The 25,933-nt window shown below is 43.8% G+C and carries 22 protein-coding genes; 18 read left to right on the top strand and 4 right to left on the bottom strand.

All coding sequences use genetic code 11. From position 1 onward, the window contains the following. Positions 1-46 precede the first annotated feature (46 nt). Positions 47-1,996 carry an ABC-F family ATP-binding cassette domain-containing protein gene (locus tag KE627_RS01130; protein WP_153152550.1) on the bottom strand — a complete coding sequence of 650 codons (1,950 nt, stop codon included), beginning with the start codon at positions 1,994-1,996 and terminating at the stop codon, positions 47-49. Positions 1,997-2,183: 187 nt separating this feature from the next. Between KE627_RS01130 and KE627_RS01125 the strand changes: the two genes are divergently transcribed. From KE627_RS01125 to istB, 6 genes are all read left to right on the top strand, one after another. Continuing rightward, positions 2,184-2,816: a redox-sensing transcriptional repressor Rex gene (locus KE627_RS01125; RefSeq protein ID WP_014940146.1), complete on the top strand. Its 633-nt coding sequence runs from the start codon at positions 2,184-2,186 to the stop codon at positions 2,814-2,816. A 226-nt stretch (positions 2,817-3,042) separates the two neighbouring features. Continuing rightward, positions 3,043-3,327 (top strand): co-chaperone GroES, encoded by a 285-nt coding sequence (gene groES / locus KE627_RS01120; protein ID WP_172874422.1) that lies wholly within the window; start codon positions 3,043-3,045, stop codon positions 3,325-3,327. A 93-nt stretch (positions 3,328-3,420) separates the two neighbouring features. Then, complete coding sequence (gene groL, locus KE627_RS01115) at positions 3,421-5,043, top strand: chaperonin GroEL (protein WP_013728157.1); 1,623 nt, start codon at positions 3,421-3,423, stop codon at positions 5,041-5,043. Between the two features lie 301 nt (positions 5,044-5,344). Next, positions 5,345-7,186: an APC family permease gene (locus tag KE627_RS01110; RefSeq protein WP_013728156.1), complete on the top strand. Its 1,842-nt coding sequence runs from the start codon at positions 5,345-5,347 to the stop codon at positions 7,184-7,186. A gap of 375 nt (positions 7,187-7,561) precedes the next feature. Beyond that, a complete protein-coding gene (gene istA, locus KE627_RS01105) occupies positions 7,562-8,785 on the top strand; it encodes an IS21 family transposase (RefSeq protein WP_056939303.1) in 1,224 nt (407 codons plus the stop codon). A gap of 9 nt (positions 8,786-8,794) precedes the next feature. Further along, entirely contained in the window at positions 8,795-9,532 is a 738-nt protein-coding gene (gene istB, locus KE627_RS01100) for an IS21-like element helper ATPase IstB (RefSeq protein ID WP_003555349.1), read from the top strand. Positions 9,533-9,543: 11 nt separating this feature from the next. Here the strand turns inward: istB and KE627_RS01095 are convergent, their stop codons facing one another. Together KE627_RS01095 and KE627_RS01090 are read right to left on the bottom strand one after the other, a co-directional pair. Next, positions 9,544-10,305, bottom strand: coding sequence for an LrgB family protein (locus tag KE627_RS01095; protein ID WP_133286503.1), 762 nt, complete (start codon positions 10,303-10,305; stop codon positions 9,544-9,546). An 18-nt stretch (positions 10,306-10,323) separates the two neighbouring features. Beyond that, on the bottom strand, positions 10,324-10,776 hold the full coding sequence (locus KE627_RS01090; protein WP_013728154.1) for a CidA/LrgA family protein: 453 nt from the start codon (positions 10,774-10,776) through the stop codon (positions 10,324-10,326). Positions 10,777-11,036: 260 nt separating this feature from the next. Between KE627_RS01090 and KE627_RS01085 the strand changes: the two genes are divergently transcribed. Beyond that, positions 11,037-12,128: a glycosyltransferase family 4 protein gene (locus tag KE627_RS01085; protein WP_014940144.1), complete on the top strand. Its 1,092-nt coding sequence runs from the start codon at positions 11,037-11,039 to the stop codon at positions 12,126-12,128. 93 nt (positions 12,129-12,221) lie between these two features. On the opposite strand, the gene KE627_RS01080 is transcribed toward KE627_RS01085, so the two are convergent. Next, on the bottom strand, positions 12,222-12,902 hold the full coding sequence (locus KE627_RS01080) for a YigZ family protein (RefSeq protein WP_013728152.1): 681 nt from the start codon (positions 12,900-12,902) through the stop codon (positions 12,222-12,224). Positions 12,903-12,950: 48 nt separating this feature from the next. Between KE627_RS01080 and KE627_RS01075 the strand changes: the two genes are divergently transcribed. The 11 genes from KE627_RS01075 to pstA all read left to right on the top strand — a co-directional run bounded on the left by KE627_RS01075 (position 12,951) and on the right by pstA (position 25,931). Then, entirely contained in the window at positions 12,951-14,273 is a 1,323-nt protein-coding gene (locus KE627_RS01075; RefSeq protein ID WP_013728151.1) for an ATP-dependent helicase ComFA, read from the top strand. Between the two features lie 170 nt (positions 14,274-14,443). Then, positions 14,444-14,962 carry a ComF family protein gene (locus tag KE627_RS01070; protein WP_225424173.1) on the top strand — a complete coding sequence of 173 codons (519 nt, stop codon included), beginning with the start codon at positions 14,444-14,446 and terminating at the stop codon, positions 14,960-14,962. 122 nt (positions 14,963-15,084) lie between these two features. After that, the gene (hpf, locus tag KE627_RS01065; RefSeq protein ID WP_013728149.1) at positions 15,085-15,651 is read left to right on the top strand and encodes a ribosome hibernation-promoting factor, HPF/YfiA family; all 567 of its coding nucleotides are present in this window, start codon (positions 15,085-15,087) and stop codon (positions 15,649-15,651) included. Between the two features lie 288 nt (positions 15,652-15,939). Then, entirely contained in the window at positions 15,940-18,303 is a 2,364-nt protein-coding gene (gene secA, locus KE627_RS01060; protein WP_056938701.1) for a preprotein translocase subunit SecA, read from the top strand. Positions 18,304-18,381: 78 nt separating this feature from the next. Next, positions 18,382-19,504, top strand: a protein-coding gene (prfB, locus tag KE627_RS01055) for a peptide chain release factor 2 (protein ID WP_013728147.1) whose coding sequence is annotated in 2 segments (ribosomal slippage) — positions 18,382-18,459 and positions 18,461-19,504 — 1,122 coding nt in all. Because the reading frame shifts where the segments join, the coding sequence is not laid out codon by codon here. A gap of 255 nt (positions 19,505-19,759) precedes the next feature. Continuing rightward, positions 19,760-20,920: a PDZ domain-containing protein gene (locus KE627_RS01050; protein ID WP_013728146.1), complete on the top strand. Its 1,161-nt coding sequence runs from the start codon at positions 19,760-19,762 to the stop codon at positions 20,918-20,920. 10 nt (positions 20,921-20,930) lie between these two features. Beyond that, positions 20,931-21,656, top strand: a complete 726-nt coding sequence (locus KE627_RS01045; protein ID WP_056938702.1) for a response regulator transcription factor — start codon at positions 20,931-20,933, stop codon at positions 21,654-21,656. Beyond that, complete coding sequence (locus KE627_RS01040) at positions 21,643-23,034, top strand: sensor histidine kinase (protein WP_013728144.1); 1,392 nt, start codon at positions 21,643-21,645, stop codon at positions 23,032-23,034. The genes KE627_RS01045 and KE627_RS01040 overlap by 14 nt, the downstream gene beginning before the upstream one ends. 193 nt (positions 23,035-23,227) lie before the next feature. Then, positions 23,228-24,112 carry a phosphate ABC transporter substrate-binding protein PstS family protein gene (locus KE627_RS01035; protein ID WP_056938703.1) on the top strand — a complete coding sequence of 295 codons (885 nt, stop codon included), beginning with the start codon at positions 23,228-23,230 and terminating at the stop codon, positions 24,110-24,112. Between the two features lie 2 nt (positions 24,113-24,114). After that, entirely contained in the window at positions 24,115-25,044 is a 930-nt protein-coding gene (gene pstC / locus KE627_RS01030) for a phosphate ABC transporter permease subunit PstC (protein ID WP_056938704.1), read from the top strand. Beyond that, entirely contained in the window at positions 25,041-25,931 is an 891-nt protein-coding gene (gene pstA / locus KE627_RS01025) for a phosphate ABC transporter permease PstA (protein ID WP_013728141.1), read from the top strand. Before pstC ends, pstA begins: the two co-directional genes overlap by 4 nt. Positions 25,932-25,933: the final 2 nt, after the last annotated feature.

The following is a 25,933-nucleotide window of genomic DNA, read 5'->3' as shown; positions in this document are numbered from 1 at the left end:
AAGTAGACAATGTGAATCGGATATCTTTTGCCTTTGGTGAATTATGTTACTCATTATCTTCGAGCTTCAAACTGACCGTTTCCCAACTGGACTCTGTTTCTGTGATTTGGGCAGTCACCTGATCGAGCTGCTGTTGAAGATCTTGCAACTTTCCCAGGTCGTTAAAGACGTCCGGCTTCGTCATTTCTGCTTCAATTTGATCCTTTGATTGTGTCAATTCATCAAGTTTGGTTTCCAGAGCCTTGACTTCTCTTTCAAGTTTGCGATGTTCTTTTTGGGTTTGCTTATTAATCTCGTAGTTCTTTTTATCGGTGGTCGGCACAGCAACTGGAGTCGGTTGGCCCGCTGCCTTCTTTTCAGCCTCATGAGCCTTGATGGCTTCTTGCTCATCTTTTTTGTCGACATAATAATCATAATTCCCAAGGTAAAGGGTGGTGCCATGTCGGGACAATTCAACGACCGCCGTGGCAATTTTGTTGATAAAATAACGGTCATGGGAAACAAAGAGAATTGTGCCGTCGAATTGATTGAGGGCTTTTTCCAACACTTCTCGGCTGTCGATATCCAAGTGATTGGTGGGCTCATCCAACATTAAAAAGTTGTTGTGCTGCATCGCCAACTTGGTTAGGAGCAACCGGGCCTTTTCACCGCCGGACAGATCATGGACCATCTTGCTCACGTCGTCACCGGAGAAAAGGAAGCTCCCTAGAATGCTTCTAATATCGCCTTCCGGGGTCGTTGGGTGATCATCCCATAGTTCCTCAAGAACGGTTTTAGAGGCATGTAGTGAGGCTTGTTCCTGGTCGTAGTAACCGGTATCGACGCCAGTACCAAACTGCGCCTTGCCCTTTAAAAATGGAATGATGCCCAAGATGCTTTTTAAGAGCGTCGATTTGCCGACACCGTTTGGACCAACAATTGCGATCGCTTGGTGACGTTTAACGTCCAGATTAACCGGCTCACAAAGAACCGTGCTGTAGCCAACCGCTGCGTTGGTAACATTCAGGACGTTATTGCCGCTTTTGGATTTTGGTGAAAATGAGAAGCGGGCAGTTTTTGAATCAGCCGTCGGTTTTTGCAGCTTATCCATTTTTTCGAGTTGTTTTCGGCGGGCCTGCGCCTGTTTGGTGGTCGATGCTCGAACGATATTTTTGTCAACGAAGGTCTGCAGTTTTTGAATCTTAGCCTGCTGCTTGTCATATTCTTTCCATTCTTGTTCAATCAACTGGTCTTTTTTCTTGGTGTAGTCCGTGTAATTACCAGTGAAGTGGTGGAGGGTACCTTGTGACATCTCGTAAACCTCAGTGACAATTCTGTCTAGGAAGTAACGGTCATGTGAAATGATCAGAAGGGCACCACTATAGTTTTGAATATAACCTTCCAGCCAAGTGATCGTTTCCACATCCAAATGGTTGGTTGGTTCATCTAATATTAATAATTCGGGCTTTTCCAGTAACAATTTGGCCAAGGCAAGTTGAGTCTTCTGGCCGCCTGACAATTCATTAATTGGCCGATCGTAGTCAGCTTCCCCGAATCCAAATCCGTGGAGAACACCACGAATTTCAGCGTCGTACCCATAACCATTGTGCTGTTCAAAGTCGGCACGGATATTGTCATATTGTGAGGAAATCGTTTCATATTCTTCGGTGTTGGCGTCAACGCCCAAAGAACCCATTTGTTTTTCCAGAGCGTGAAGCTTTGCTTCCTGCTCTTTTAGACTGGCAAAGACCGATGCCATTTCAGCATAAATGCTTTTGTCTGAATTGAGTCCGGTATCCTGGGCCAAATAGCCAATCGACAGATTCTTTTTAGTGCTGATTTGGCCGCCGTCGACAGATTGTTCGCCGATGATCATTTTAACCAGTGTCGACTTGCCGGCACCGTTACGGCCAACCAGTGCGACACGGCTTTTTTCTTGAATGGCCAAATTAACTTTTGAGAAAATAGTTTCGCCATTGAATCGTTTGGTTAGATCTTGTGCTTGTAAGATTATCAAGTGTTTGGCCACCTTTCATTTTGTAACTACCAACAATCAATTTTATCATAATTTACACGATTTCAGGAATTATTTGTAAGTAATATTTGAAATATATTTCACAAGATGTCATCTTATGGTAGAATGAGATGTAAATAGGAATTCACAAAGTTCTTTTAACTAAAATGACAAATAGGAGGAAATTTTCTTGACAGCTGAAAATATTCCACGCGCAACCGCTAAACGATTGCCGATATATTACCGATACTTAAATATTTTACACGATACAGGAAAGCAACGAATTTCATCAACGGAATTGGCCGAGGCGGTGCAGGTGGATTCAGCAACCATTCGTCGTGACTTTTCCTATTTTGGTGCTTTGGGCAAGCGGGGTTATGGATACGATGTTGATAACCTGCTTTCGTTTTTCAAAACGATCTTGAATCAAGAGCATCTGACCAACGTGGCTTTGATCGGAGTCGGCAATTTGGGCCATGCGCTCTTGAACTTTAATTTTCACAAAGACGGCAACGTTCGAATCTCTGCTGCTTTTGATACCGACGACAAGATTGTGAACACAATTGAAGACGGTGTTCCTGTCTACCCGATTGAGGAACTTTCACATCAACTGCATGATCAACAGATCAAAGTCATCATTTTGACCGTGCCCTCAAAAGTCGCTCAGTCCATCGCGGACGATGCTGTCGCCGGCGGGGTAAAGGGTGTCTTGAACTTTACGCCAATTCGGCTTCAGGTTCCTGAAGATGTCCTGGTTCAAAATGTTGACTTAACTAATGAATTGCAAACTTTGATTTATTTCATCGAAAACTTTGGCAAGTAAAATATCGAACAAATTAATGAAGAAAAGACCGGTGATCCTGAAAACGCCGGTCTTTTCTTATGCGCTCATTTACCGTCGGCAAGGCAATCTGCAGATAAATTCACCAAGAAATGCGCAGAAATCCTTGCAATTGGTCTGAAAAAATAATATATTATACACAGTGATTAGCACTTTTATCATGTGAGTGCTAATGTTGCTAAAAATTGTTGCAAACGGAGGGACTAACGTGTTAAAACCATTAGGAGATCGCGTAATTATCGAAACTGAAAAAGAAGAAGAAAAGTCGGTTGGCGGTATCGTTCTTGCTGACAATGCAAAAAAGAAGCCGCAAGCCGGTACAGTTGTTGCCGTGGGTGATGGCCGTGTACTTGATAATGGTACCAAGGTTGCACCTGTTGTAAAAAAGGGCGACAAGGTTATGTTTGATAAGTACGCCGGAACCGAGATTGAGGATAACGATCAAACTTATCTCGTTCTTCATGAAAAAGACATCGTCGCAATTGTCGAATAATTATATTTTAACAAGATAATTGCTAATAAGTGAATCATTTGAATCATTCAATGAATCAATAATCAAAAATATTTTTTTGAGGTGAAATTTGAAATGGCTAAACAAGTAAAGTTTTCTGAAGATGCCCGTAGCGCAATGCTCAAGGGTGTTGATAAATTAGCAGATACGGTTAAGGCAACGATTGGACCTAAAGGCCGCAACGTTGTTTTGGAACAAAGTGCCGGTACACCGACAATTACCAATGATGGTGTTACCATCGCCAAATCAATTGAATTACCGGATCATTTTGAAAACATGGGTGCCAAATTGGTTTCTGAAGTTGCTTCAAAGACCAATGACGTTGCTGGTGACGGAACAACCACTGCCACAGTTTTAACTCAAGCAATTGTCAATGAAGGTATGAAGAACGTCACTGCCGGTGCCAACCCAGTTGGAATTCGTCGTGGTATTGAAAAGGCTACTAAAGCCGCTGTTGATGCCCTTCACAAAATGTCGCATGATGTTAAGACCAAAGATGATATTGCTCAAATTGCTTCAATTTCATCTGCCAACACCGAAGTTGGTAAATTGATTGCCGATGCAATGGAAAAAGTTGGTCATGATGGTGTTATTACCATTGAAGAGTCACGTGGTGTTGATACCAGCTTGGACGTCGTTGAAGGAATGCAATTTGATCGCGGCTACATGTCACAATACATGGTTACCGACAATGACAAGATGGAAGCCAACTTGGACAATCCTTACATTTTGGTAACTGATAAGAAGATCACCAACATTCAAGACATTTTGCCATTACTGCAAAAGATTGTTGAACAAGGTCGTTCACTCTTGATCATTGCTGATGACATTGGCGGTGAAGCTCTGCCAACTCTTGTATTGAACAAGATGAGAGGAACATTCAACGTCGTTGCTGTTAAGGCACCTGGATTTGGTGACCGTCGTAAGGATCAACTCCAAGATATCGCCATTTTGACCGGTGCAACCTTGATTACCGATGACCTTGGTTTGAACTTGAAGGATGCAACCCTTGAACAACTTGGTCAAGCTAACAAAGTTAACGTTACCAAGGATTCAACCACGATTGTCGACGGTTCCGGTTCAAACGATGAAATTGCCAACCGAGTTGCTGAAATTAAGACCCAAATCGAAAAGACGACTTCAGACTTTGACCGTGACAAGTTAAAGGAACGTCTTGCCAAGTTATCAGGTGGAGTTGCCGTGGTTCGTGTCGGTGCCGCTACCGAAACTGAATTGAAAGAAAAGAAGTATCGCATTGAAGATGCCTTGAATGCGACCCGTGCTGCCGTTGAAGAAGGATTCGTTCCTGGTGGTGGAACTGCCTTGATTAACGTCATCCCAGAAATTGCCAAGTTGGATGCCGAAGCTGGCGGTGATGAAGAGACTGGTATTCGCATTGTTCTTCGTGCCCTTGAAGAACCTGTTCGTCAAATCGCTGAAAATGCCGGTGTTGAAGGCTCAGTGATTGTTGAAAAGCTCAAGGACGAAAAGCCTGGAATTGGCTACAATGCTGCCAATGGTAAATTTGAAGATATGATCAGTGACGGAATCGTTGATCCTACCAAAGTTACCCGTTCAGCACTTCAAAATGCTGCTTCTGTTTCAGCCTTGTTGTTGACCACCGAAGCTGTTGTTGCTGATGAGCCTAAGAAAGACGCACCAGCTGCTCCAATGCCACAACCTGGTATGGGTATGTAATGAAGCGTTAAATCGTTGATTTGAATGAAAGTATTGTACAATAAGCATCGATTCCAAATCGGGATTGGTGCTTATTTTGTGCTTGCGAATTAATCAATTCAATATTAAAGTAGTTAGCATGTGGCTTAGATCATATTTTGACTCTGAGTGCACAGCTGACGGATATTTTAGCTTGTCTGGATGGTGATTTGCTGTGAGCCCATTCAGACATACATATCAAGACTTGTTTTTAGTTGTCAGAAGGACTATCATTTTATGGTTCACAAGAATGGTAGATTATTAAATAAAGGAGTAACTATTTATGTGGCGCTATCTCAAACGGCTCCTTATTGGAAAGCCATTAAAGACCACTGATGAGGGTGGTCAATCTTTAACCAAATTTAAAGCACTGGCTTTACTATCATCCGATGCGCTCTCGTCAGTTGCATATGGTACTGAGCAGATTACGACCATTTTAATTACGCTGTCTGCAGCTGCATTGATGTATCAAATTTGGGTTGCAGCCCTCGTTTTGGTTCTGTTGGCTGCCATTACCTTGTCGTACCAGCAAATTATCCATGCTTATCCCTCTGGGGGCGGGGCTTACGTGGTTGCCAGCACCAACTGGGGTGAGCAGGCCGGCCTGATTGCCGGCGGCTCTTTGCTGGTCGATTATATGCTGACCGTGGCCGTATCAACAACTTCAGCGACTGAAGCCATTACATCAGCTATTCCGTCATTATATTCACATGGGGTGTTGATTTCCTGTTTGATCGTTGTGGGCATTATGCTCCTCAACCTTCGAGGAATCCGCGAATCTGCTTCGTTTTTGACGTTGCCAGTGTATTTGTTCATCATCATGATTATCGCGATGATCATTTATGGCGGTTATAACATTGTAACCGGCAACATCGAATATCATGCGGCTGCTCATATTGGGGCACCTGTTGAAGGCATGACTTTGGTCCTGTTCTTCCGGGCCTTCTCATCTGGATCATCTTCATTGACCGGTGTTGAAGCGATCAGTAATGCCGTCCCTAATTTTAACAAACCCAAGAGTAAAAATGCTGCGGCGACCTTAGCCATCATGGCGACCATCTTGGCCTGCTTCTTTGGCGGGATTACCTTCCTGAGTTACTACATGGGCATTATGCCAAACAGCCACGAAACAGTCCTTTCACAAATTGGTGAAACTGTTTTCGGCCATGGCATTGTCTACTATATCCTCCAATTATCAACTGCCATGATTTTGGCGGTTGCTGCCAACACTGGATTCTCAGCATTTCCAATTTTGGCTTATAACTTGGCTAAAGACAAGTTCTTACCTCATGCCTATCTCGACAAAGGGGATCGGTTGGGGTACTCTAACGGCATTATTTCCTTAGCCGTTGGTGCGATTGTCTTAATTCAAATCTTTGGTGGCCGGACCAATTCACTGATTCCATTGTATGCCGTAGGTGTGTTCATTCCATTTACGTTGTCACAGTCCGGAATGATTATCCATTGGCGGAGAAATCGGGGCAAGAATTGGCAGCTGAAGTCGGTTATCAACTTCGTTGGCGCCTTTATTTCACTGACGTTGGTTACCTGCCTGTTTTTACTAAGATTTCCAAATGTTTGGCCTTATTTGATTGTTATGCCGATTCTTTTGAGGATTTTCTACAAGATCAATCATCATTACAAGCGGGTTGCCGAACAGCTGCGGGTGGTTGAAGAGAATACTGAAATTGCGACAACTCACCATTTTGACGGTTCGACTGTCATTGTCCTGGTAAGCGGGGTCACTCGGGTGACTGCCAATGCTATCAGTTATGCCCAATCGATTGGTGATTATGTCATCGCAATGCACGTTTCTTTTGACTCCAACCCTGAGAAGGAACACAAGACGTCTGAGCAGTTCAAGAAAGATTTCCCGGATGTCCGATTCGTTGATATTCATTCATCCTATCGGTCCATTGCTCAACCAACCTTACGTTTCTGTGATGTCATTGCCAAGCGGGCAGCTGATCGAAACTATTCGACCACTGTCCTGGTACCACAATTTGTGCCAAGACATCGTTGGGAAAATGTCCTGCATAACCAGACTAGTTTGAGATTAAGAGCAATTTTAAATTCACGACAAAATATTATTATTTCCACTTATAACTACCATCTGCGTGAGTAGTTAAATGAAACGATACAGGCCATCCATTAGACAATAACGGATGGCCTGTTTTAGTGTGTTTTTAACCGCCTCGTTCCGGTTTCACCAGGATTGTGGGCAATTATCTTGAAAGACACGAAACGTGCTTAGGGGAGGGATAATTGGGTTTGAGTAGTCGCCTAACTTCGAGAAAAATATGTAAATAAAAAGATCGCCCAAATGGACGATCTTTTGATCTCGCAAGGAATTAGTGAGCGATTCCCATGAAGTTGGCAAATGTTGGAACAACGATTGTAAAAGGCACCCGTAAAATGTAGGAAAACGGCAGGTTAGAACTGTTGGTTTTCCTACATTTTTTGTATCATGAATCACATCAGAGTGTAGGAGGAATTTGATGTGAGACGTGATTTAAGAGAAGGAGTGACGATTTACGTGACTGAAAATATTAAGCCTAACTTCGCCGAGATTGCCCGGCAATATAATGTTGATTATCGAACCGTTAAGAAAGCCTATGAGGAAGTCAAAGCTGGACTTAAGGGCCGACCAAGTGGTCGACCGAAACGGCCAAGTTTACTGGATCCATTCAAGCAAACCATCGATTCAAAGCTTGAACTAAATTGTTCGGCTGCTTCAATTTTTAAATTTATCCAGAAGAAGGGCTTTACCGGCAGCTATACCCTCGTGAAAGATTATTGTCGCCAAACCCGCCGAGAACGAGTTAAGAAAGCTACCATTCGGATTGAACATTCCCCTGGTCTCTCTGCTCAAGTTGACTGGAAAGAAGAAATGGCCCTAGTGAGCAGCGAGGGTGAGCTGTTTAAATTCAATATTTTCTTGTATGTATTGCCTTATTCAAAACTCAAATATATGACACTAACCTTTGATCGGAGCCAAGATACCCTCTTTTTTTGCTTACACGACGCTTTCCTTCATACCGGAGGTATTCCGACGGAAATCTGGTTTGATAATATGAAAACCGTTGTGGATCATACAAAATCCCAGTTTGGCCACGCTGTCTTTAACGAACGGTTCCACGAATTCTGTAAAGATGCCGGTTTCACACCAATTGCTTGTCGACCATTCAGACCACAAACTAAAGGTGCAGTTGAAGCCCTTGCTCGCACGGTTGAACGTTTACGGCCATACAATACTGAATTTGCTGATGGAACTGAGCTAATCGAACTAGTTCATATGCTCCGAGATGATCTAAATCATGAAACTTCGCAGGCCACGGACGAAGTCCCGTACCTGAAATGGTTAGACGAAGAAAAAGAGTACCTTCATCGCGTTCCAGTTAATCTCCTTGAACCATACTTCGAAGAAAACATTACCCGTGTCGTTTCGAAGGAGGCCATGATCAATTTCCGCAAATGTAAGTACTCAGTAGATCCGCGATACATTGGTTGTACGGTTGCTGTTGAAATCTCCAATGATGAGCAGCGCATCCACATTTATTATAACGGAGAAGAAATTCGTACGCACTCCATAACTACCAATTCGCTGAATTATGACCCCCAAGATCAGTTCAATATCCTCAAATCTGATTTGCTTAAAGGGCGGACAGATGAAGACATTTCAGCTTACATTCGTGAACATATGACTGATTACGACAACTTATAGGAGGCTACCATGACCACTAATAATCAAATTCTTTTAAATAATCTTGAGCGCTTAGGGTTAAACAAAATCCGTGAATACTTGCCGAATTACCTTGATCAAATTCACACTGATAATCTGTCATTAACTGAGGCGCTAATTGATTTAACTAATTCGGAACTCCAGAATCGACACGAAGGTCAGATTGCACGGGCCATTGGCCGTGCTCGGTTCCCCAATACAAAATCCCTAGATACATTTGATTTTAGCTTTCAACCCAGTATTAATCGCCAAGAGGTTCTGGAATTCCAGAATCTGGCTTTTATGGAAAAGTCTGAAAACTTAATCTTTATTGGCAATCCGGGAGTCGGTAAAACCCACTTGGCAATTAGTATTGGGATTGAGGCCTGTAAACAGGGCTGTCGGGTTCTCTTTATTAATTGTCATGAGCTGTTGATTAGATTGAGAGCAGCTTACGAAAAAGGACTGCTTGATCGATCTCTAAGCCGCTATTCGCGCTATGACCTATTAATTATTGATGAAATTGGGTATTTGCCAATTGGTCACCAAGAAGCTAACCTCTTATTTCAGCTAGTCAATGCCCGCTATGAAAAGCATTCAACGATCATTACCAGCAATAGTGATCTATCCGCTTGGGTTGATATTTTCCAGAACCCAACTGTGACAGCAGCCATTCTCGATCGCTTGGTTCATCATGTTCACGTAGTGAAGATCACTGGTAAATCTTACCGATTACGTGGCCTCAAGTAACTGCCGAAAACCTACATTTCTTTCTGCCGAAAACCTACATTTTTAAACTGCCCTTGACAAACGATGTCAACAACGATTGAAATGATAACAACCGCGATGGCAGCCATCGCACCAGATACAGAACTTAACTGAATGGCCTTTGCTGAACCAACAGTGTGTCCGGCAGTACCTAATCCAAGACCTTGACCAATTGGTTCAGTCAAGTGGAATATCTTGATGAGCCATGTTGCCAAAGCGTAAATCAAGACGGCGTTCAAGATACATGCCATAGCAGTAACGGCAGGAGTACCTCCGATAGCACCAGAGATAGGCATTGCAATAGCGGTAGTAGCAGCTTGTGGAAGCATTGAAGCGATTCCGTTGTTGTTCAAGCCGATGAGCTTTGATACATAGTAGATGATGAACAGTGAGATGAACAAACCAATAATTAATGATAGCAGAATCTCTAACCAGAATCGTTTAACAATATCGTTACGTTTGTACAGAGGAACGGCAAACGCAATGGTTGCTGGGTTCAAGAACCAGAAAATGATATCTCCACCTGGTTTGTAAGCGTTGGTGTAGAACCAAGTAACGTCAACACCGAACATCTTAGCCATCAACCAGAGGATGAAGATTCCAAGTACCATTCCAACAAACAGAGGTTGGAATAAGAAGAATCCTTTACCAATCTTGAATAGCCATTGACCAAACAAGAAAACCAACAGTGACAAGCAGATACCAAAAATTGGTGTCCCTAAATACGCAATAATAGTTGTTTGTGTAGCAGACATTTATATTCACCCCTTTAATTACTTTTTCTCGACGTCTTCACTAACTGTAATATCGCCATGGAAAACGGTCTTTCTGATCCAGATAAAGAATGATGTGGTGTAAGCAACAACAACAAGTAAGACAACCGTTGAAATAATAATAGCAACAATAAGTTGTACACCTTGAGCCTTCATGATATCAAGAGATGCGGTCAATTGAATTCCTGAAGGTACAAATAGAAATGCGATCATTCCGATCATAAATGTAGCAAATTTATCAACCCATTCAACTTTGACGATGTGGAAAGTTAATAGGAGATAAAGAATAATTAAACCAAGAACTGGGGTTGGAACAGGGAACTTTGGTGCGACTGCTACCAACCATGCTGAAATTAAACTGGAAACAAACAATACCGCGGCGAAGATACCCATTTGAATAAGAATGGGCGCATCTTTCGTCTCGGCTTGTGTAGTATTTGTTTTGTCAGCCATGATAAAAACTCCTTCCGTTTGTGAAATATAAAATAATTGAACCTGTTGTCTTACAATCTCTAGTATAAATGTTTTTGTGAAATATGACAATTGAAAACGTTGGCAAAATTTAAAAATGTGAAAATTCACACAATTGGTCCGTATTAATTATTTGAGTAAGCTCCTTTACTTTGTGAGTCAGACATACCTTGTTTTTATGAATTGTCATTTGTATAATTGAATTAATATTGATTTGGAAGGAAATAAGTGAGGTTACAATTTTGAAATTCGAGATCATTGTGTCTTTATTTGCTACCATGATTATTTCTGCAGTCTTAACCCCATTTATTCGGAAACTTGCTTTTGCTGTTGGGGCAGAGGACCGGCCAAACAAACGGCGGGTTAATAAAATTCCAATGCCAACGATTGGTGGGTTGGCAATTTTTATTGCCTACACCTTTACGACCATGATTTTATTGCGGGATCAGTTCCCAACCAAAATTTTGTGGGGGGTGTATGGCGGGGAAGTCATCATTATTCTCACTGGGATAATAGATGATATTTTCGTCTTAAAGCCCCGGCAAAAAGTTTTGGGGATTTCAATTGCCGCGCTGTGGGTTTACTTTACAGCCGGCGTTAAAATGACCACCATTACCTTACCGTTTATCACAATCCACCTTGGTTGGCTGAGTTTGCCGGTAACTTGGATTTGGATTTTGGCAATCACTAACGCGGTTAACTTGATTGATGGATTGGACGGCTTGGCCACTGGGGTTGCAATTATTGCCCTAACCACCATGGGAATTACCGCCATGTTCTTCTTGAACGTCGGTAATATTTTCGTTGCCATCATGATTTTTACCCTGGTCGCCGCTTGCATTGGCTTTTTGCCTTATAACTTTTTCCCGGCAAGAATTTATTTGGGCGACACCGGTGCGTTGTTTATTGGATTTATGATGTCGGTCTTTTCGCTGTTTGGCTTAAAGAACGCCACCTTCATCACGCTGCTAATCCCAGTGATGATCTTGGGTGTGCCGATTACTGATACCGTATTTGCCATTTTTCGCCGGTTGTTAAATAAGGAACCGATTACGCATGCCGATAAGCGACATTTACATCACCGTTTGATGCAAATTGGTTTGACCCATCGGCAAACGGTGTTGGTGATCTATGGAATTGCCCTGATTTTTTCGTTTATCTCACTGCTTTATCCGATTTCAACCTTGTGGGGCTCGATTCTGCTGACAATTGCCGTGTTAATCGGCCTTGAATTGTTTGTGGAAACGATTGGCCTGGTTGGAGAAGATCGACAGCCGCTGTTGAATGGCATTAAGAAATTGGTTAAAGATACGACCAGTAAAAATAATCATTAGTATCATAAAAAGTCTGCCAAATCTTTGGCAGACTTTTTTATATCGATCACTGGAAAGTTTGAGGCAGCTGCATCTGTTGCACGATTTGATAACTCAGTCAGAATGATCCTCCTTGGTTTCGTCATGTTGTCTTTTTTCACGAGAATAGGGGACCTCAAAGATTTGATGTCCGCCTTTTTGATATGCAAATTGATCACTTAACAAATTGGTAATCTGAGTGATCAAGGAATCAAAATCCTCGTCACTGACTGCCACGACCACTTGGACTTTGGCGGTATAGGCTGTCTCTTCGATTGGAATCGATTGGCTTTCCAAGAAATACTTTAGTTTATCGAATTGATTGTAATCAATTGTCAGCGTTATTTTCTGTTTATTTACCAGTTTGACGATCCCTAATTTATCAATCGTTGTCGATGTCGCGTTGCTATAAGCCCGAATCAAACCGCCGGCGCCAAGCTTAATGCCGCCGAAATATCGGGTCACCACTGCTAAAACATTATGTAACTCGTTCATTTTGAGAACTTCCAAGATGGGGACCCCGGCGGTTCCGGATGGCTCGCCATTGTCGCTTTCGCGTTGAATGTGGTCATCGTCACCCAACATGTAGGCGTAGCAATTGTGGTTGGCTTTGGTATTGTCTTTACTCACCTGATCAATGATTTTTTTTGCCTGGTCCTCGTTATCAATTCGTGCCATCGTGCAGAGAAAGCGGGATTTTTTAATTTCGATTTCATGGGTACCGTTTGATTTAATTGTCAGTGATTCATTTTTCAAAAAGGATTCCTCCAGTATTTACGTAATTAGTGATTGAGGTGATGATCTATGATTAATGATCTATCAGAGTTGTATGGCCGCCAAATGCCACAGCGTGATCTGGCCGCGACACTGCAAAATTCACCGGACATTCGCTTACGTCCGGCCATCAGTGATGACCATGGATTGAAATGTGGTCGCTGCGGGTCAAAATTGCGCCATTCACTTGCCAGTTTACCCAATCACCACTTTTATTGCTACATTTGTATTCAAATGGGTCGGGTGGATACCTTGTCGCCACTGGCTTATTTGGAAGAGCCAAATCATTTTACTGAGAATCCGGATCCATTATCCTGGTCCGGGCAGCTGACCCAATTACAAAATGAGTGTGCCGACAAAGTGATTGAAGTGTTTCAACAACGCCAACGTCACTTGTTATGGGCAGTGACGGGAGCCGGCAAGACGGAAATGCTGTTTAAAGGGATTAGCTGGGCAGTTTCAAATGGTTTGCGAGTCGGGATTGCTTCGCCGCGGGTGGACGTATGCATCGAACTGTTCCCACGAATTCAAGCCGCGTTCAATCAAGTTTCAATCGTGTTACTGCATGGCAAGAGTGAGCAGCGGTACCAATACAGTCAGATTACCATTTGTACGACCCACCAACTGTTACGATTTTACCATGCCTTTGACGTCCTGATTGTCGACGAGGTGGATGTCTTCCCATATTCTGGTAACCCAATGCTTCATTTTGGTGTTCAAAATGCGATTAAACCCGCTGGGGCAACGCTGTATTTAACGGCGACCCCCGATCAGGCACTGTTTAAAGCAATTTCTAGAAAACAGTTGTCGGTCAGTTATTTACCAATCAGGTATCATGGACACTATTTACCGGAAATCTCGGTAATTCGGGTCAAAAATCTTAACGAGCAGCTTCAATCTGGCAAACTGCCTCAAAAAATCTTGCGGATGGTGGCTGACTTGGTAGCAGAAAAGCAGCGGTTCTTACTGTTCGTTCCCCACATTAAAGACTTGGGTCAAGCGGCAGCTGCCATCAAGGCTGCCGGGATAGCAGCGAAATTCAAAACGGTGTATTCTGCTGATCCCGAGCGAATTGAGAAAGTGGCCTTAATGCGCAGTCAACAACTGGATTTTTTGATCACAACGACGATTTTAGAACGGGGCGTGACCTTCCCAGGCATTGACGTCTTGGTATTAAAGGCAGACAGTGAAATTTTTTCGGCGGCTGCACTCGTCCAAATCGCTGGTCGGGTGGGTCGAAATAGTGATCGGCCGACGGGACAGGTCCTCTTTTATTGTGAATCTAAAACGGCCAACATCAAATCCTGTGACCGCCAGATTAAGCTGATGAATCGAAAGGCGGCTCAATTATGAAAGCCTGTTTATTGTGTGGCTCCAGACTGAGACAGGAAATCCCACTTGCAGACTTGATTCGGTTAACCCCACTGCAGAAACGGGCGATCTGTGAGGCGTGTTCCGCCACTTTTTCCGCGCTTAATCTGCTACCAACTTGTTCCAGTTGCGGTCGACGGCGAACAAATGATATGAGCGATCCCTGCTATGATTGTCTGCGCTGGGAGAAGGACGGCCAATTCAAATTTATCAACTCGGCGATGTACGAATATAATCCGGCAATGAAAGATTACATGAAACGATACAAGTTTGCCGGTGATTACCGATTACGGAAAGTTTTTTCCGATCAAATTCATGAGCAGTTGAAGAAGCAATCTGCGATCATTGTGCCAATCCCGGTGGGGAAGGACACCGTGGCCACTCGGGGCTTTAATCAGGTGACCGGGCTGCTGGAAAATGACCGCTATTTAAACCTCTTAAGCGTCAGATTCGACAAGAAAGCCATCCGCCAGTCGGCGAAAAACCGTCAGAGTCGGTTATTGCTTGATCAACCGTTTGAAATGATTGAATCACAAAAAAATCAGGTTAAAAATCGGGCCGTTTTATTGGTTGACGATGTGTATACAACCGGGACAACCATTAGGCATGCGGCCGCTTTGATCCAACAAGCCGGGGCAGCTTCCGTGAAAGGATTTACCCTTGCTCGATAAAGAAATCCAGACCCAATGATTGTTAAAATTCGAACTTTCAATTATACTAAAGTTGTAGCCAGTAATGAAAGTGATTTCATTAGTGGACCATTAAGCCTTTAATGGTGAAGGGAGAGAACGCTATGCTAATTTTTAACATTCGTGGTGAAAACATTGAGGTAACCCAGGCGATCCGGGATTATGTTGAAAAACGGATCAGTAAACTGGAGAAATACTTTGAAAAGGACATGAAAAATACTGCTCATGTCAATTTAAAGGTTTATCCAGATAAGCAAGCAAAAGTTGAGGTAACCATTCCTTTGCCATACTTAACTTTGAGAGCCGAAGAAATGTCCAACGATTTGTACGCAAGTGTTGATCTGGTGACAGACAAACTCGAACGTCAAATTCGTAAGTACAAGACCAAGGTTAACCGCAAGTCTCGTGAAAAAGGATTTAAGAATCTTGAATTTGCACCTGCTGCAGATACTTCTGCCAGCGAGTCAGATTCTGATGACGAATCCAAATTCCAGGTTGTTCGTACCAAGCAACTGGCTTTAAAGCCGATGGATAACGAGGAAGCCATTCTTCAAATGGACATGCTGGGGCATGATTTCTTCATCTATGAAGATGCAGAAACTTCAGGCATCAACATCGTCTACCGTCGTAATGATGGCCGTTATGGCTTGATTGAGACCGGCGAAGAATAATTAAGTTAATCAATTAACGGGCATGCGTATTATGCACCGTCAAAAGAATGGGGATAAATTGCAGCTTAATTTATCCCCATTCTTTTTCGTTTCCGGAAACATTTGTGAACCAATCTGATCGTTTAACCTTTCATATCTATTCAAAATGTATTATCATGGTTAAATGCCGCTGATGCATTGTTTTTTGTGTTTTCATGGGCGGCCTAAAATGTTACACTAAATAAGTATGTAGTCCACAAATACTAAGAACAATTTGATCAGTATTTTATTTTAGAAGGGAATTTACTAATGGCTAATATTTTAAGAACATGGGTTGAAAGTGATACACGCGAACAAAAGCGGCTCAGTAAAATTGCCGATAAAGTTGGTTCGTATGCTGAAGAGTATCGTCAACTCAGTGATGAAGAATTACAAGCCAAGACACCGGCATTTAAGAAACGCTATCAAAATGGCGAAACACTCGATGATTTGCTTCCGGAAGCATTTGCCGTTGCCCGTGAAGGCGCAAAGCGTGTCTTAGGCTTGTACCCATTCCATGTCCAAATTATGGGTGGAATTGTTCTTCATGAAGGAAATATTGCAGAAATGAAAACTGGTGAAGGTAAGACTTTAACTGCCACCATGCCGGTTTATTTAAATGCACTTGCAGGCGAAGGGGTTCACGTGGTTACTGTTAACGAATACCTTTCCCAACGTGATGCCACTGAAATGGGCGAGTTATATAATTGGCTCGGCCTGACAGTTGGCGTTAATACCACTGAAAAGGATGCCGATGAGAAGCGGGAAGCCTACGCTGCCGACATCACCTACTCAACCAACGGAGAAATCGGTTTCGATTATCTGCGTGACAACATGGTTGCTTATAAGGAACAAATGGTTCAACGTCCTTTGAACTTCGCGATTGTCGATGAGGTTGATTCAATTTTAATTGATGAAGCCCGAACACCATTGATTATTTCTGGTCAATCAAGCGGCACTTCCGACCTTTACCAACGGACTGACAGATTTGCCAAGACGTTGTACGAAGGCGATGATTTCAAGCTTGATCTGGAAACCAAGACTGTTTCATTGACCGATCAGGGAATCGAAAAGGCTGAGAAGTACTTCAACTTAAAGAATCTTTATGACACCGACAATACTGCCTTGACCCACCATTTGGACCAGGCTTTACGGGCCAACTTTATCATGCTTCGTGATAAGGATTACGTGGTTCAAGATGATGAGGTCAAGATTGTTGATTCCTTTACCGGACGGATCATGGAAGGCCGTCGATTCTCAGATGGTCTTCACCAAGCCCTTGAAGCAAAAGAAGGCGTCACGATCAACGAGGAAAGTAAGACAATGGCTACCATTACTTACCAAAACCTCTTCCGGATGTATAAGAAGCTCGCCGGAATGACTGGTACTGCCAAGACTGAAGCTGAAGAATTCCGTGAGATCTATAACATGGAAGTTATTTCGGTTCCAACCAACAAACCGGTTGTCCGGGTTGATCATCCAGATGTTTTGTATCCAACTTTGGAAGCCAAATTTGAGGCCGTTGTCAACAAGATCAAGGAGCTTCACAAAAAGGGTCAGCCAATGTTGGTTGGTACTGTTGCTGTTGAAACTTCTGAATACTTATCACAACGACTTGATGAAGAAAAGATTCCCCACGTGGTATTGAATGCCAAAAACCACGCCAAGGAAGCTGAAATTGTTGCCAATGCCGGCCAACGTGGTGCCGTTACAATTGCCACCAACATGGCTGGTCGTGGAACCGATATCAAATTAGGACCCGGAGTTGTTGAACTTGGCGGCTTAGCTGTTATCGGGACCGAACGACATGAGTCACGACGGATTGATAACCAGCTGCGTGGCCGTTCAGGACGTCAGGGTGATCCTGGTTTGTCACAGTTCTATTTGTCACTTGAAGATGACTTGATGCGTCGTTTTGGTTCTGAAAAGATCAAAAACTTCCTGGAGCATTTAAATGTTGAAGGTGAAGACGCGGTTATTCGTTCAAGAATGATCACGAAGCAAGTTGAATCAGCTCAAAAGCGGGTTGAAGGTAACAACTACGATTCACGGAAGAACGTTTTGCAATACGATGATGTTATGAGACAACAGCGTGAAGTGATTTACGGTGAGCGTCGTGAAGTCATTGATGAGCAAAAAGATTTGAAGTGGGTCATCATGCCGATGATCGAACGGACCATCAATCGAATCGTTGATTTGCATACCCAAGGCGAAAAAGAAGATTGGGATCTGCAAACCATCTTGGACTTTGCCATCAGTGCGATGGTCAGCCCAGACCAAATTTCTCTAGAAGATTTCCAAGGCAAATCAGCTGACGAAATTAAGAGTATGCTGATGGATCTGGCAAACAAAGAATACAAAGAAAAGCAAGAACAACTCTACGATGAATCACAAATGCTTGAATTCGAAAAGGTTGTTATCTTGCGAGTTGTCGATTCCCACTGGACTGATCACATTGACATCATGGATCAATTACGTCAATCAATCGGTCTTCGTGGTTATGGTCAACAAAACCCATTGGTTGAATATCAGCGAGAGGGTTACAAGATGTTTGAAGAAATGATTGCCGATATCGAATATGACGCAACCCGTCTGTTCATGAAGGCTGAAATTCGTCAAAACATGCAACGTTAATATGTATTGGAAAGAATCCGGCAATGACGATTGTTTGGATTCTTTCTTTGAATTGGAACAAAATTAGAGGAGAGTAATATGTCATTTGAATTGAGTGAAGCAAAAAAACAAATCGCTGAAATGCAAAAAGCCATCGATGGTTTTGGGAGGTCACTTTGACCTTGATGCCTTAAGTGAAAGCATCGCAATTAATGAGTCGAAGATGGCTGAGCCGGGCTTTTGGGATGACCAAGAAGCCGCTCAGAAATTGATTGATCAAACCAATCAATTAAAAACCAAACGCGACAATTTCGTCGGCCTCAAAAATAAACTCGATGATCTAAAAGTTACTTTGGAATTGATCGAAGAGGATTCTCATTCCGGGATGGAGGGGGAATTTGAGACTGATGAAAAGCAGCTTAAAACTAAACTGGACCGCTACCAGTTGAATCTGTTGCTTAACGGCAAATATGATCATAATAATGCCATTTTGGAAATCCATCCCGGAGCTGGCGGAACCGAAGCCCAGGACTGGGGTTCGATGCTGCTGCGAATGTATACCCGTTGGGCAGAAGCCCATGGGTTCACCGTGCAGACCTTGGATTATCAGGTCGGTGACGTTGCCGGTCTGAACAGTGTTTCACTATTAATCAGCGGTGAAAATGCCTATGGTTATTTAAGGTCCGAAAAGGGGATTCATCGATTGGTCAGGCTGTCGCCATTTGATTCAGCCGGTCGGCGACACACGTCATTTGCATCCGTTGATGTGATGCCTGAATTAAATGATGACGTCTCAATCGATATTAACCCGGATGATTTACGGATTGATGTTTATCGGTCCAGCGGTGCTGGTGGGCAACACATTAACAAGACTTCCTCCGCCGTTCGAATCACCCATTTACCCACTGGAATCGTGGCTGCCAGTCAGGCACAACGATCACAACTTCAAAACCGGCAAACGGCAATGAACATGTTGAAGTCAAAATTGTATGAACTTGAAGAAGAGAAAAAGGCCGAAGAAAAGGCCAAAATTGAGGGTGAACAAAAAGACATCGGCTGGGGCTCTCAAATTCGTTCCTATGTCTTTCACCCATATTCGATGGTCAAAGATCACCGAACCAATTACGAAACTGCCAATGTCAACGGCGTGATGGATGGTGATTTGGATCCGTTCATCAACGCCTATCTGCAATGGCAATTAAGTCAGAAGAATCCAGACTAATCGGTTATTAAAGCCGCGTTTGCTTTAGCCCGGTGCGAATCAACGAGAATGATACGATCAGGCCCTTGACGCCACATTGCGTTAAGGGCCTTTTTTTATCAACGACAGGATGATTGGAGAACCCTACCAAGCACCCAAAGTCAGCAACTGCCGGTTAAGCCACCATCTTGATTAGCCTTTCGGATTTCAAATCAGCTTAAATCAGCTGTCAATAAATGATATACTAGCCTTATAATTATTGGTGAGGAAGACATAATGAAATTTTTGATTGCTTGTGGTTTTTATGGATTGCAACCCGCCTTGTGGATCGGGGTTATCCGCAGTTATTTAATTCATACGAGGCGGCTTAAGAAAGAGCGGGGGATTTTTAACTCCGCCATTTATGAGGATTTTTATGAAGGTCGACATTTTGTCAGAATGGGGCTGATCTTTGGGATACTGGCCTCCGTCGTTTTAGGTGGCTTTTTAAGCATTTCACTGGAATGGTTGATCATTTATGAAGGCTTACTGCTGGTTTCGCTCACGCTGATTCCTTGGTGGCTGCTGTCGGTGACTGTTGCCGGTATCGCCAGTTTATTGACGCTGGGATTGCCAAATATATCAGAATTGCGACCGCTGCTTCATTGGTTTGAAGGACTGGGAATCAACTCAACAACTGTGGCCCCGCTCAATTTGTTGATTTTATTTGTGGTCATTATCTTGGCAAACGCCGTTTTCTTGAACGTTAACGGTGGTCGATTTGATTCACCGACCTTGGTGCGCAACCAACGAAACAATAAAACGGCCGTTTATAAATTTAACGAATTAACGATTTTTCCGTTCCTGCTGTTTGTTCCCGGAGACTGGATCCATACCAGCTTACCAATGATGCCGCTATTTCAAGTACACAATCATTTCTACGCGTTGTTATTGGTGCCAATTCTGATTGGACTTAAATTTACCGTCAAAAGAAGTGTTCCCAGGGCCTTATTTAAAACAATGAGTCACGGTATTTACTTACTGGCAGGGATTGGTGTCTGCCTGGCAATTGCCGGCTACTTCATACCGCACCTCATTTTACCCGCTGTGGTTATCCTGTTGTTGGGCTACTATTTGATTCTTGGGCTTGCCAAACACCGTGACAATCAGCAGTCGTTTGAATATAGTGAAGTGATGGATGGTGTCCGGGTAATTGGCATTCAACCGGAAACCCCAGCCGCCAAGATGGATCTCAAAGTTGGCGATGTGATCCTTGAGGTCAATGGCATTTCGGTGACTGATGAAGATTCTTTTTATCGCGCGCTCAGCACCAACTCAACTTATTGTCGGTTCAAAGTTCGCGATCGAAACGATCAGTTGAAGATGACCGAATCGGCGATCTTCAAGAATTCACCTCATGAAATTGGGGTCAAAACATATACACAGCTTAGTCATTAGGAGGGCTATCGTGAAAAAAGTGCTTGTAGTTGACGACGAACCAGCAATTGTTACTTTATTGGAATATAACTTGAAGCAAGCCAATTTTGAAGTTCAGAGTGCTACTAACGGAGTCGATGCGCTTTCAATGGCTGAAAATGGCCAATTTGACATCGTACTTTTGGATTTGATGTTGCCTCAGATGAGTGGGGAACAAGTCCTCAAGCAGCTGCGGATGGACCGAAACGACACACCGGTGATTTTATTAACTGCCAAAGATACCGAATTTGATAAGGTCTTTGGCCTCGAGATGGGTGCTGACGATTATATTCCCAAACCATTTAGTCCGCGAGAGGTCATTGCGCGGATTAACGCGGTACTTCGTCGGTATGAGAAGAGTGCTGCTGCATCCGAAACGCCAGCTACTAAATCAGCTGAAAATGTCGAAACCACTGGGCCGTTTACCATCGACCACAAAAAATACCGTGTGAGCGCTGATTCGAAAAACTTAAAGTTAACGCCGAAGGAATTTGAATTGATGCAGTACTTGGTCAGTCACGAAAATCAAGTGCTTAGTCGTGACCAATTACTCCAGGGTGTTTGGGGCTTTGACTACTCAGGTCAAAGCCGGATGGTCGATATTCAAATTGCCCATCTTCGTGAAAAGATCGAACCGGATCCAAAACGGCCGAAATATCTGCGAACCGTTCGCGGATTTGGTTATGAGTTCTCCACGGGGGATGATGACGCTGAGTAAAATCTATAAACAAATTTTAACCGTTGTAATCTTAAGCATTGCCACACTGGCCGTGCTTTTTTATGGTTTTACGAGCGGCAATTTGGGCTGGGCTGACCTGGCCCTGTTATTGGCCCTGGTCGATGCCATTGCCGGGATTATTCTCATCATTCAATACCGCCAGCATGATAAGCTGCTCAAACAACTCCAGATAATGACGGAAAACATTGTTCATCACCAACCGGCGGTGCCGCTTTTCGTTGAACCCGACAACCCACTCAAAGGCGTTGCCGACCAGCTCAACGAACTTCAAAGCAGGCAGCAGGACGAAGGAAAGAGTATTCGAAACAGCAACGCTGAACTAATTACGATTCTTTCCAGCCTTCCAGTCGGGGTGATGGTAATTGATTCAACTCACGATGTGATTTTCGCCAACCATAAAATGTCCGTCATGCTGGGACGAGATATTTTGACTCAGGTTCATCCCTATACCCAAGACATCCGCAATTATCAACTACTGTCTTTAATTGAGAATGTTTATGACAGTCACAAGTCTCAGCAAGAAGAGATTCAAAGCGTCGGGGCGACATCTGTTACCTGGGATACCAGCGTGGTGTTCAATCAACTCGAAAACGATTTTCACATCCTGGTGATTATGTATGACATCTCAGATATTATTAACGTCAAACAGATGCAGATTGACTTTTTGCGAAATGCCAGTCACGAACTCAAGACGCCGATTACTGCCATCTCCGGATTTACCAAAACTCTGCTGGGTGGGGCGATGGACGATAAGAAGAGTTTGGTGGAGTTTTTGAAAATTATTGATCAACAAAGTGATCAGCTGGCCTCGCTGGTTCAAGACGTACTGACGATTTCCCATATTCAAAACGGTACTAATTATCATTACAAACCGTTGGCCTTGCATGATTTCATTGATGCGGAGCTTGCTTCATATCAATCAATGATCCAAGGCAACCACGTTGCAATTCATAATCAAGTCCCGGAACACGTTGAAGTCATTGCCGACACCACCACGCTCACGCGGATTTTACGCAATCTGGTCAGCAACGCGGTTAAATATAATCGCCCAAATGGCGAGGTTAACATTACCTATAGTGACAACGACAGTTATTGGCAGCTCCACGTTTCCGATACCGGAATTGGGATTGCCCAAAAAGACATTTCCAGATTATTTGAACGCTTCTATCGCGCAGACGACTCCCGGACGAAGCAGAAGGTCAGTGGGACCGGCTTAGGCCTTTCAATCGTCAAGGAAATGGTCGATGCAGTTGGCGGCACGATTGATGTTAAAAGTCAGCGGGGTGTTGGCTCGACTTTTACCGTGAACTTTCCGATTGTCAAGGATCGTGACCAGCCCAACACACAAACAGACTGATTTTTGCTGAATTTCAACCAAATATTTACATTTTCAAATCAATCAAGCCGGGAGCATCTCCGGCTTTTTTGCGTTCCTTCAGCCATTAATTATCAACACCCGGTTATCTATTTACAAAACATTTACATTTGTCCGGTCAAATATTTACATTGGTTTAATACAATGGTACTTGAAGATTCAAGGAGGAATTGAGATGCGAAAACGGACGATCGTTAAACTGTTACTGTGTGTGGTGGTAATTGTTGCCGGAATTGGTGCTTACAATGCCCGCAGCAAGACCTCAACCAATCAGCAATCAATCACCGCTGTTGGTTCAACTGCGCTCCAGCCGCTGGTTGAAGCGGCCAGCGAACAATATTCTGCTGATCACGCTGGCATTTTCATTAATGTCCAGGGTGGTGGATCTGGAACCGGGCTGAGTCAAATCGAGTCCGGTGCCGTTCAGATGGGAAATTCGGATTTGTTTGCTGAAGAAAAGGCGGGGATTAATCCCGCCGGCTTGGTCGATCACAAAATTGCTGTTGTGGGAGTCGCTCCGATTACCAATGACCGCGTCGGGATTAACAACCTGAGTACCGCCCAGTTGATTGCGATTTTTACTGGGAAATACACCAATTGGAAACAGCTTGGCGGACCCGACCTGCCGATTACTTTGATCAACCGGTCTCAGGGGAGCGGAACCCGGGTAACCTTTGAACAATATGGTCTTAAAGGCCATGAAAGTGCCACCGCCCAGGAGCAGGATTCTTCAGGAACTGTCCGCCAGATTGTCTCATCAACGCCGGGGGCTATCAGCTACGTCTCATTTGGCTACTTCAACAAGAGCATTCATCCATTAAGCGTTGATGGGATTAAGCCCACGGAACAAAACGTGATGGACAATAAGTGGAAAATCTGGTCCTATGAACACATTTACACCCGTGGGAAACCCACCGGATTGACTAAAAAATTCTTAACTTACTTGAAAAACGATCATATTCAAACGACCCTCTTTAACAAACTAGGTTACATCTCTGTGAAAGATATGCATTACCAGAGAACCTGGCAGGGCAAAATTACAAAAGGATCGGGGGAATAATCGTGCAAAATGAAAAATTAGCCAAACAACTGATGAAAAAATCTAAAACGGCCCGTTACGAACGATTTGGGCATCTGCTCAGTCTTTCGGCGCTGCTGCTGATTATGGCGATTGTGCTTGGCATTATTGTCTTCGTTGCCAGCAAGGGTCTGGCCACCTTCTTCAAAGATGGTATTTCTGTCAAAGACTTCTTTACCGGTACGTTGTGGAATCCCGGTACCAAGACTCCCGGCGGGCACCAAGCCGTCGGCGCGTTGCCCATGATTGTCGGCTCTTTTCTTGTGACGATTCTGGCTGCTTTACTGTCGACGCCGTTCGCCATCGGGACTGCGGTGTATATGACCGATATTTCTCCTAAACGGGGAGCTAAAATTCTTCAGCCGGTAACCGAATTACTGGTCGGAATTCCCTCGGTTGTCTATGGCTTTATTGGCCTCTCAGTAGTCGTTCCTTTCGTTCGAAATACGTTTGGCGGCAGTGGGTTTGGTATCCTATCCGGGACCTTTGTCCTGTTCGTGATGATTCTACCAACCATTGTATCAATGACTGTCGATTCCCTCAGGGGCGTTCCCAAGTTCTATCGCCAAGCCTCACTGGCCTTGGGTGCTACCAAGTGGCAGACCATTTGGAAAGTCGTCTTAAGAGCCGCCACACCAGGGATTTTGACTGCCGTGGTTTTTGGAATGGCCAGAGCCTTTGGTGAAGCCTTAGCCGTTCAAATGGTGATTGGAAATGCAGCTTTGATGCCGCAAAATTTAACGTCACCGGCTTCCACGTTAACCTCTGTTCTAACCGCCGGCATGGGGAACACCGTCATGGGATCGCTTCAAAATGACGCTCTCTGGTCACTGGCACTGGTTCTGTTAGTCATGTCACTGTTCTTTAATTTATTAGTTCACATGATCGGTCGGAAAGGGGCGTTTAAGAAATGAATCGAACACAAAAGCAAAGCCGATTTGCCATTGCCTGTTTAAAAGCCGTTGCTGGCTTTGTGGTGGTCATCTTAGCCTTTTTGATCGGCTATATTTTTATCACCGGACTGCCCAATATCAGTTGGCATTTCTTAACGTCCCCGGCCAAAGCGTTTAATGCCGGCGGCGGAATTGGCATTCAGCTATTTAACTCATTTTACCTCTTGGTGTTAGCAATGTTGATTTCTCTGCCAATTGCACTTGGCGCGGCGATTTACCTCAACGAATACGCCAAAGATAACTGGTTTACCGCTACGATCAAGACTTCAATTGAAATTTTGAGTTCCTTGCCTTCTGTGGTGGTTGGACTGTTTGGTTTCTTATTGTTTGTCGTTCAGTTCAACTATGGTTTCTCAATCATTTCAGGTGCGTTGACTTTAACGATTTTTAACTTACCACTGTTAACCAGAAATATTGAAGATTCACTTTCCAACGTTTCCGATGACCAGCGCCAAGGCGGTTTGGGCTTGGGACTTTCCAAATATGAGACGATTATTCACATTGTCGTTCCCGCTTCACTGCCTGGAATTATCAGTGGAATCATTCTTTGTTCGGGACGGGTTTTCGGTGAGGCGGCTGCCTTGATCTATACTGCCGGTCAAAGCGCCCCAGCGTTGAATTTTGCCGATTGGAACCCCTTTAACATTGATAGCCCATTGTCGCCGTTGCGGCCGGCTGAAACATTGGCCGTTCACATTTGGAAAATCAACTCAGAAGGAATCATGCCTGATTTGACACAGGTTTCCTCCGGTTCAGCGGCTGTCCTGGTCCTGGCAATTTTAATCTTTAATTTGTCGGCCAGATGGATTGGCCGGAAGGTATTTGAACGAATGACTTCAGTAAAGTAGGT

The organism is Lentilactobacillus buchneri, from assembly GCF_018314255.1.
Classification (GTDB): Bacteria; Bacillota; Bacilli; order Lactobacillales; family Lactobacillaceae; genus Lentilactobacillus; species Lentilactobacillus buchneri.
This window is presented reverse-complemented; position numbering and strand designations above follow the sequence as displayed.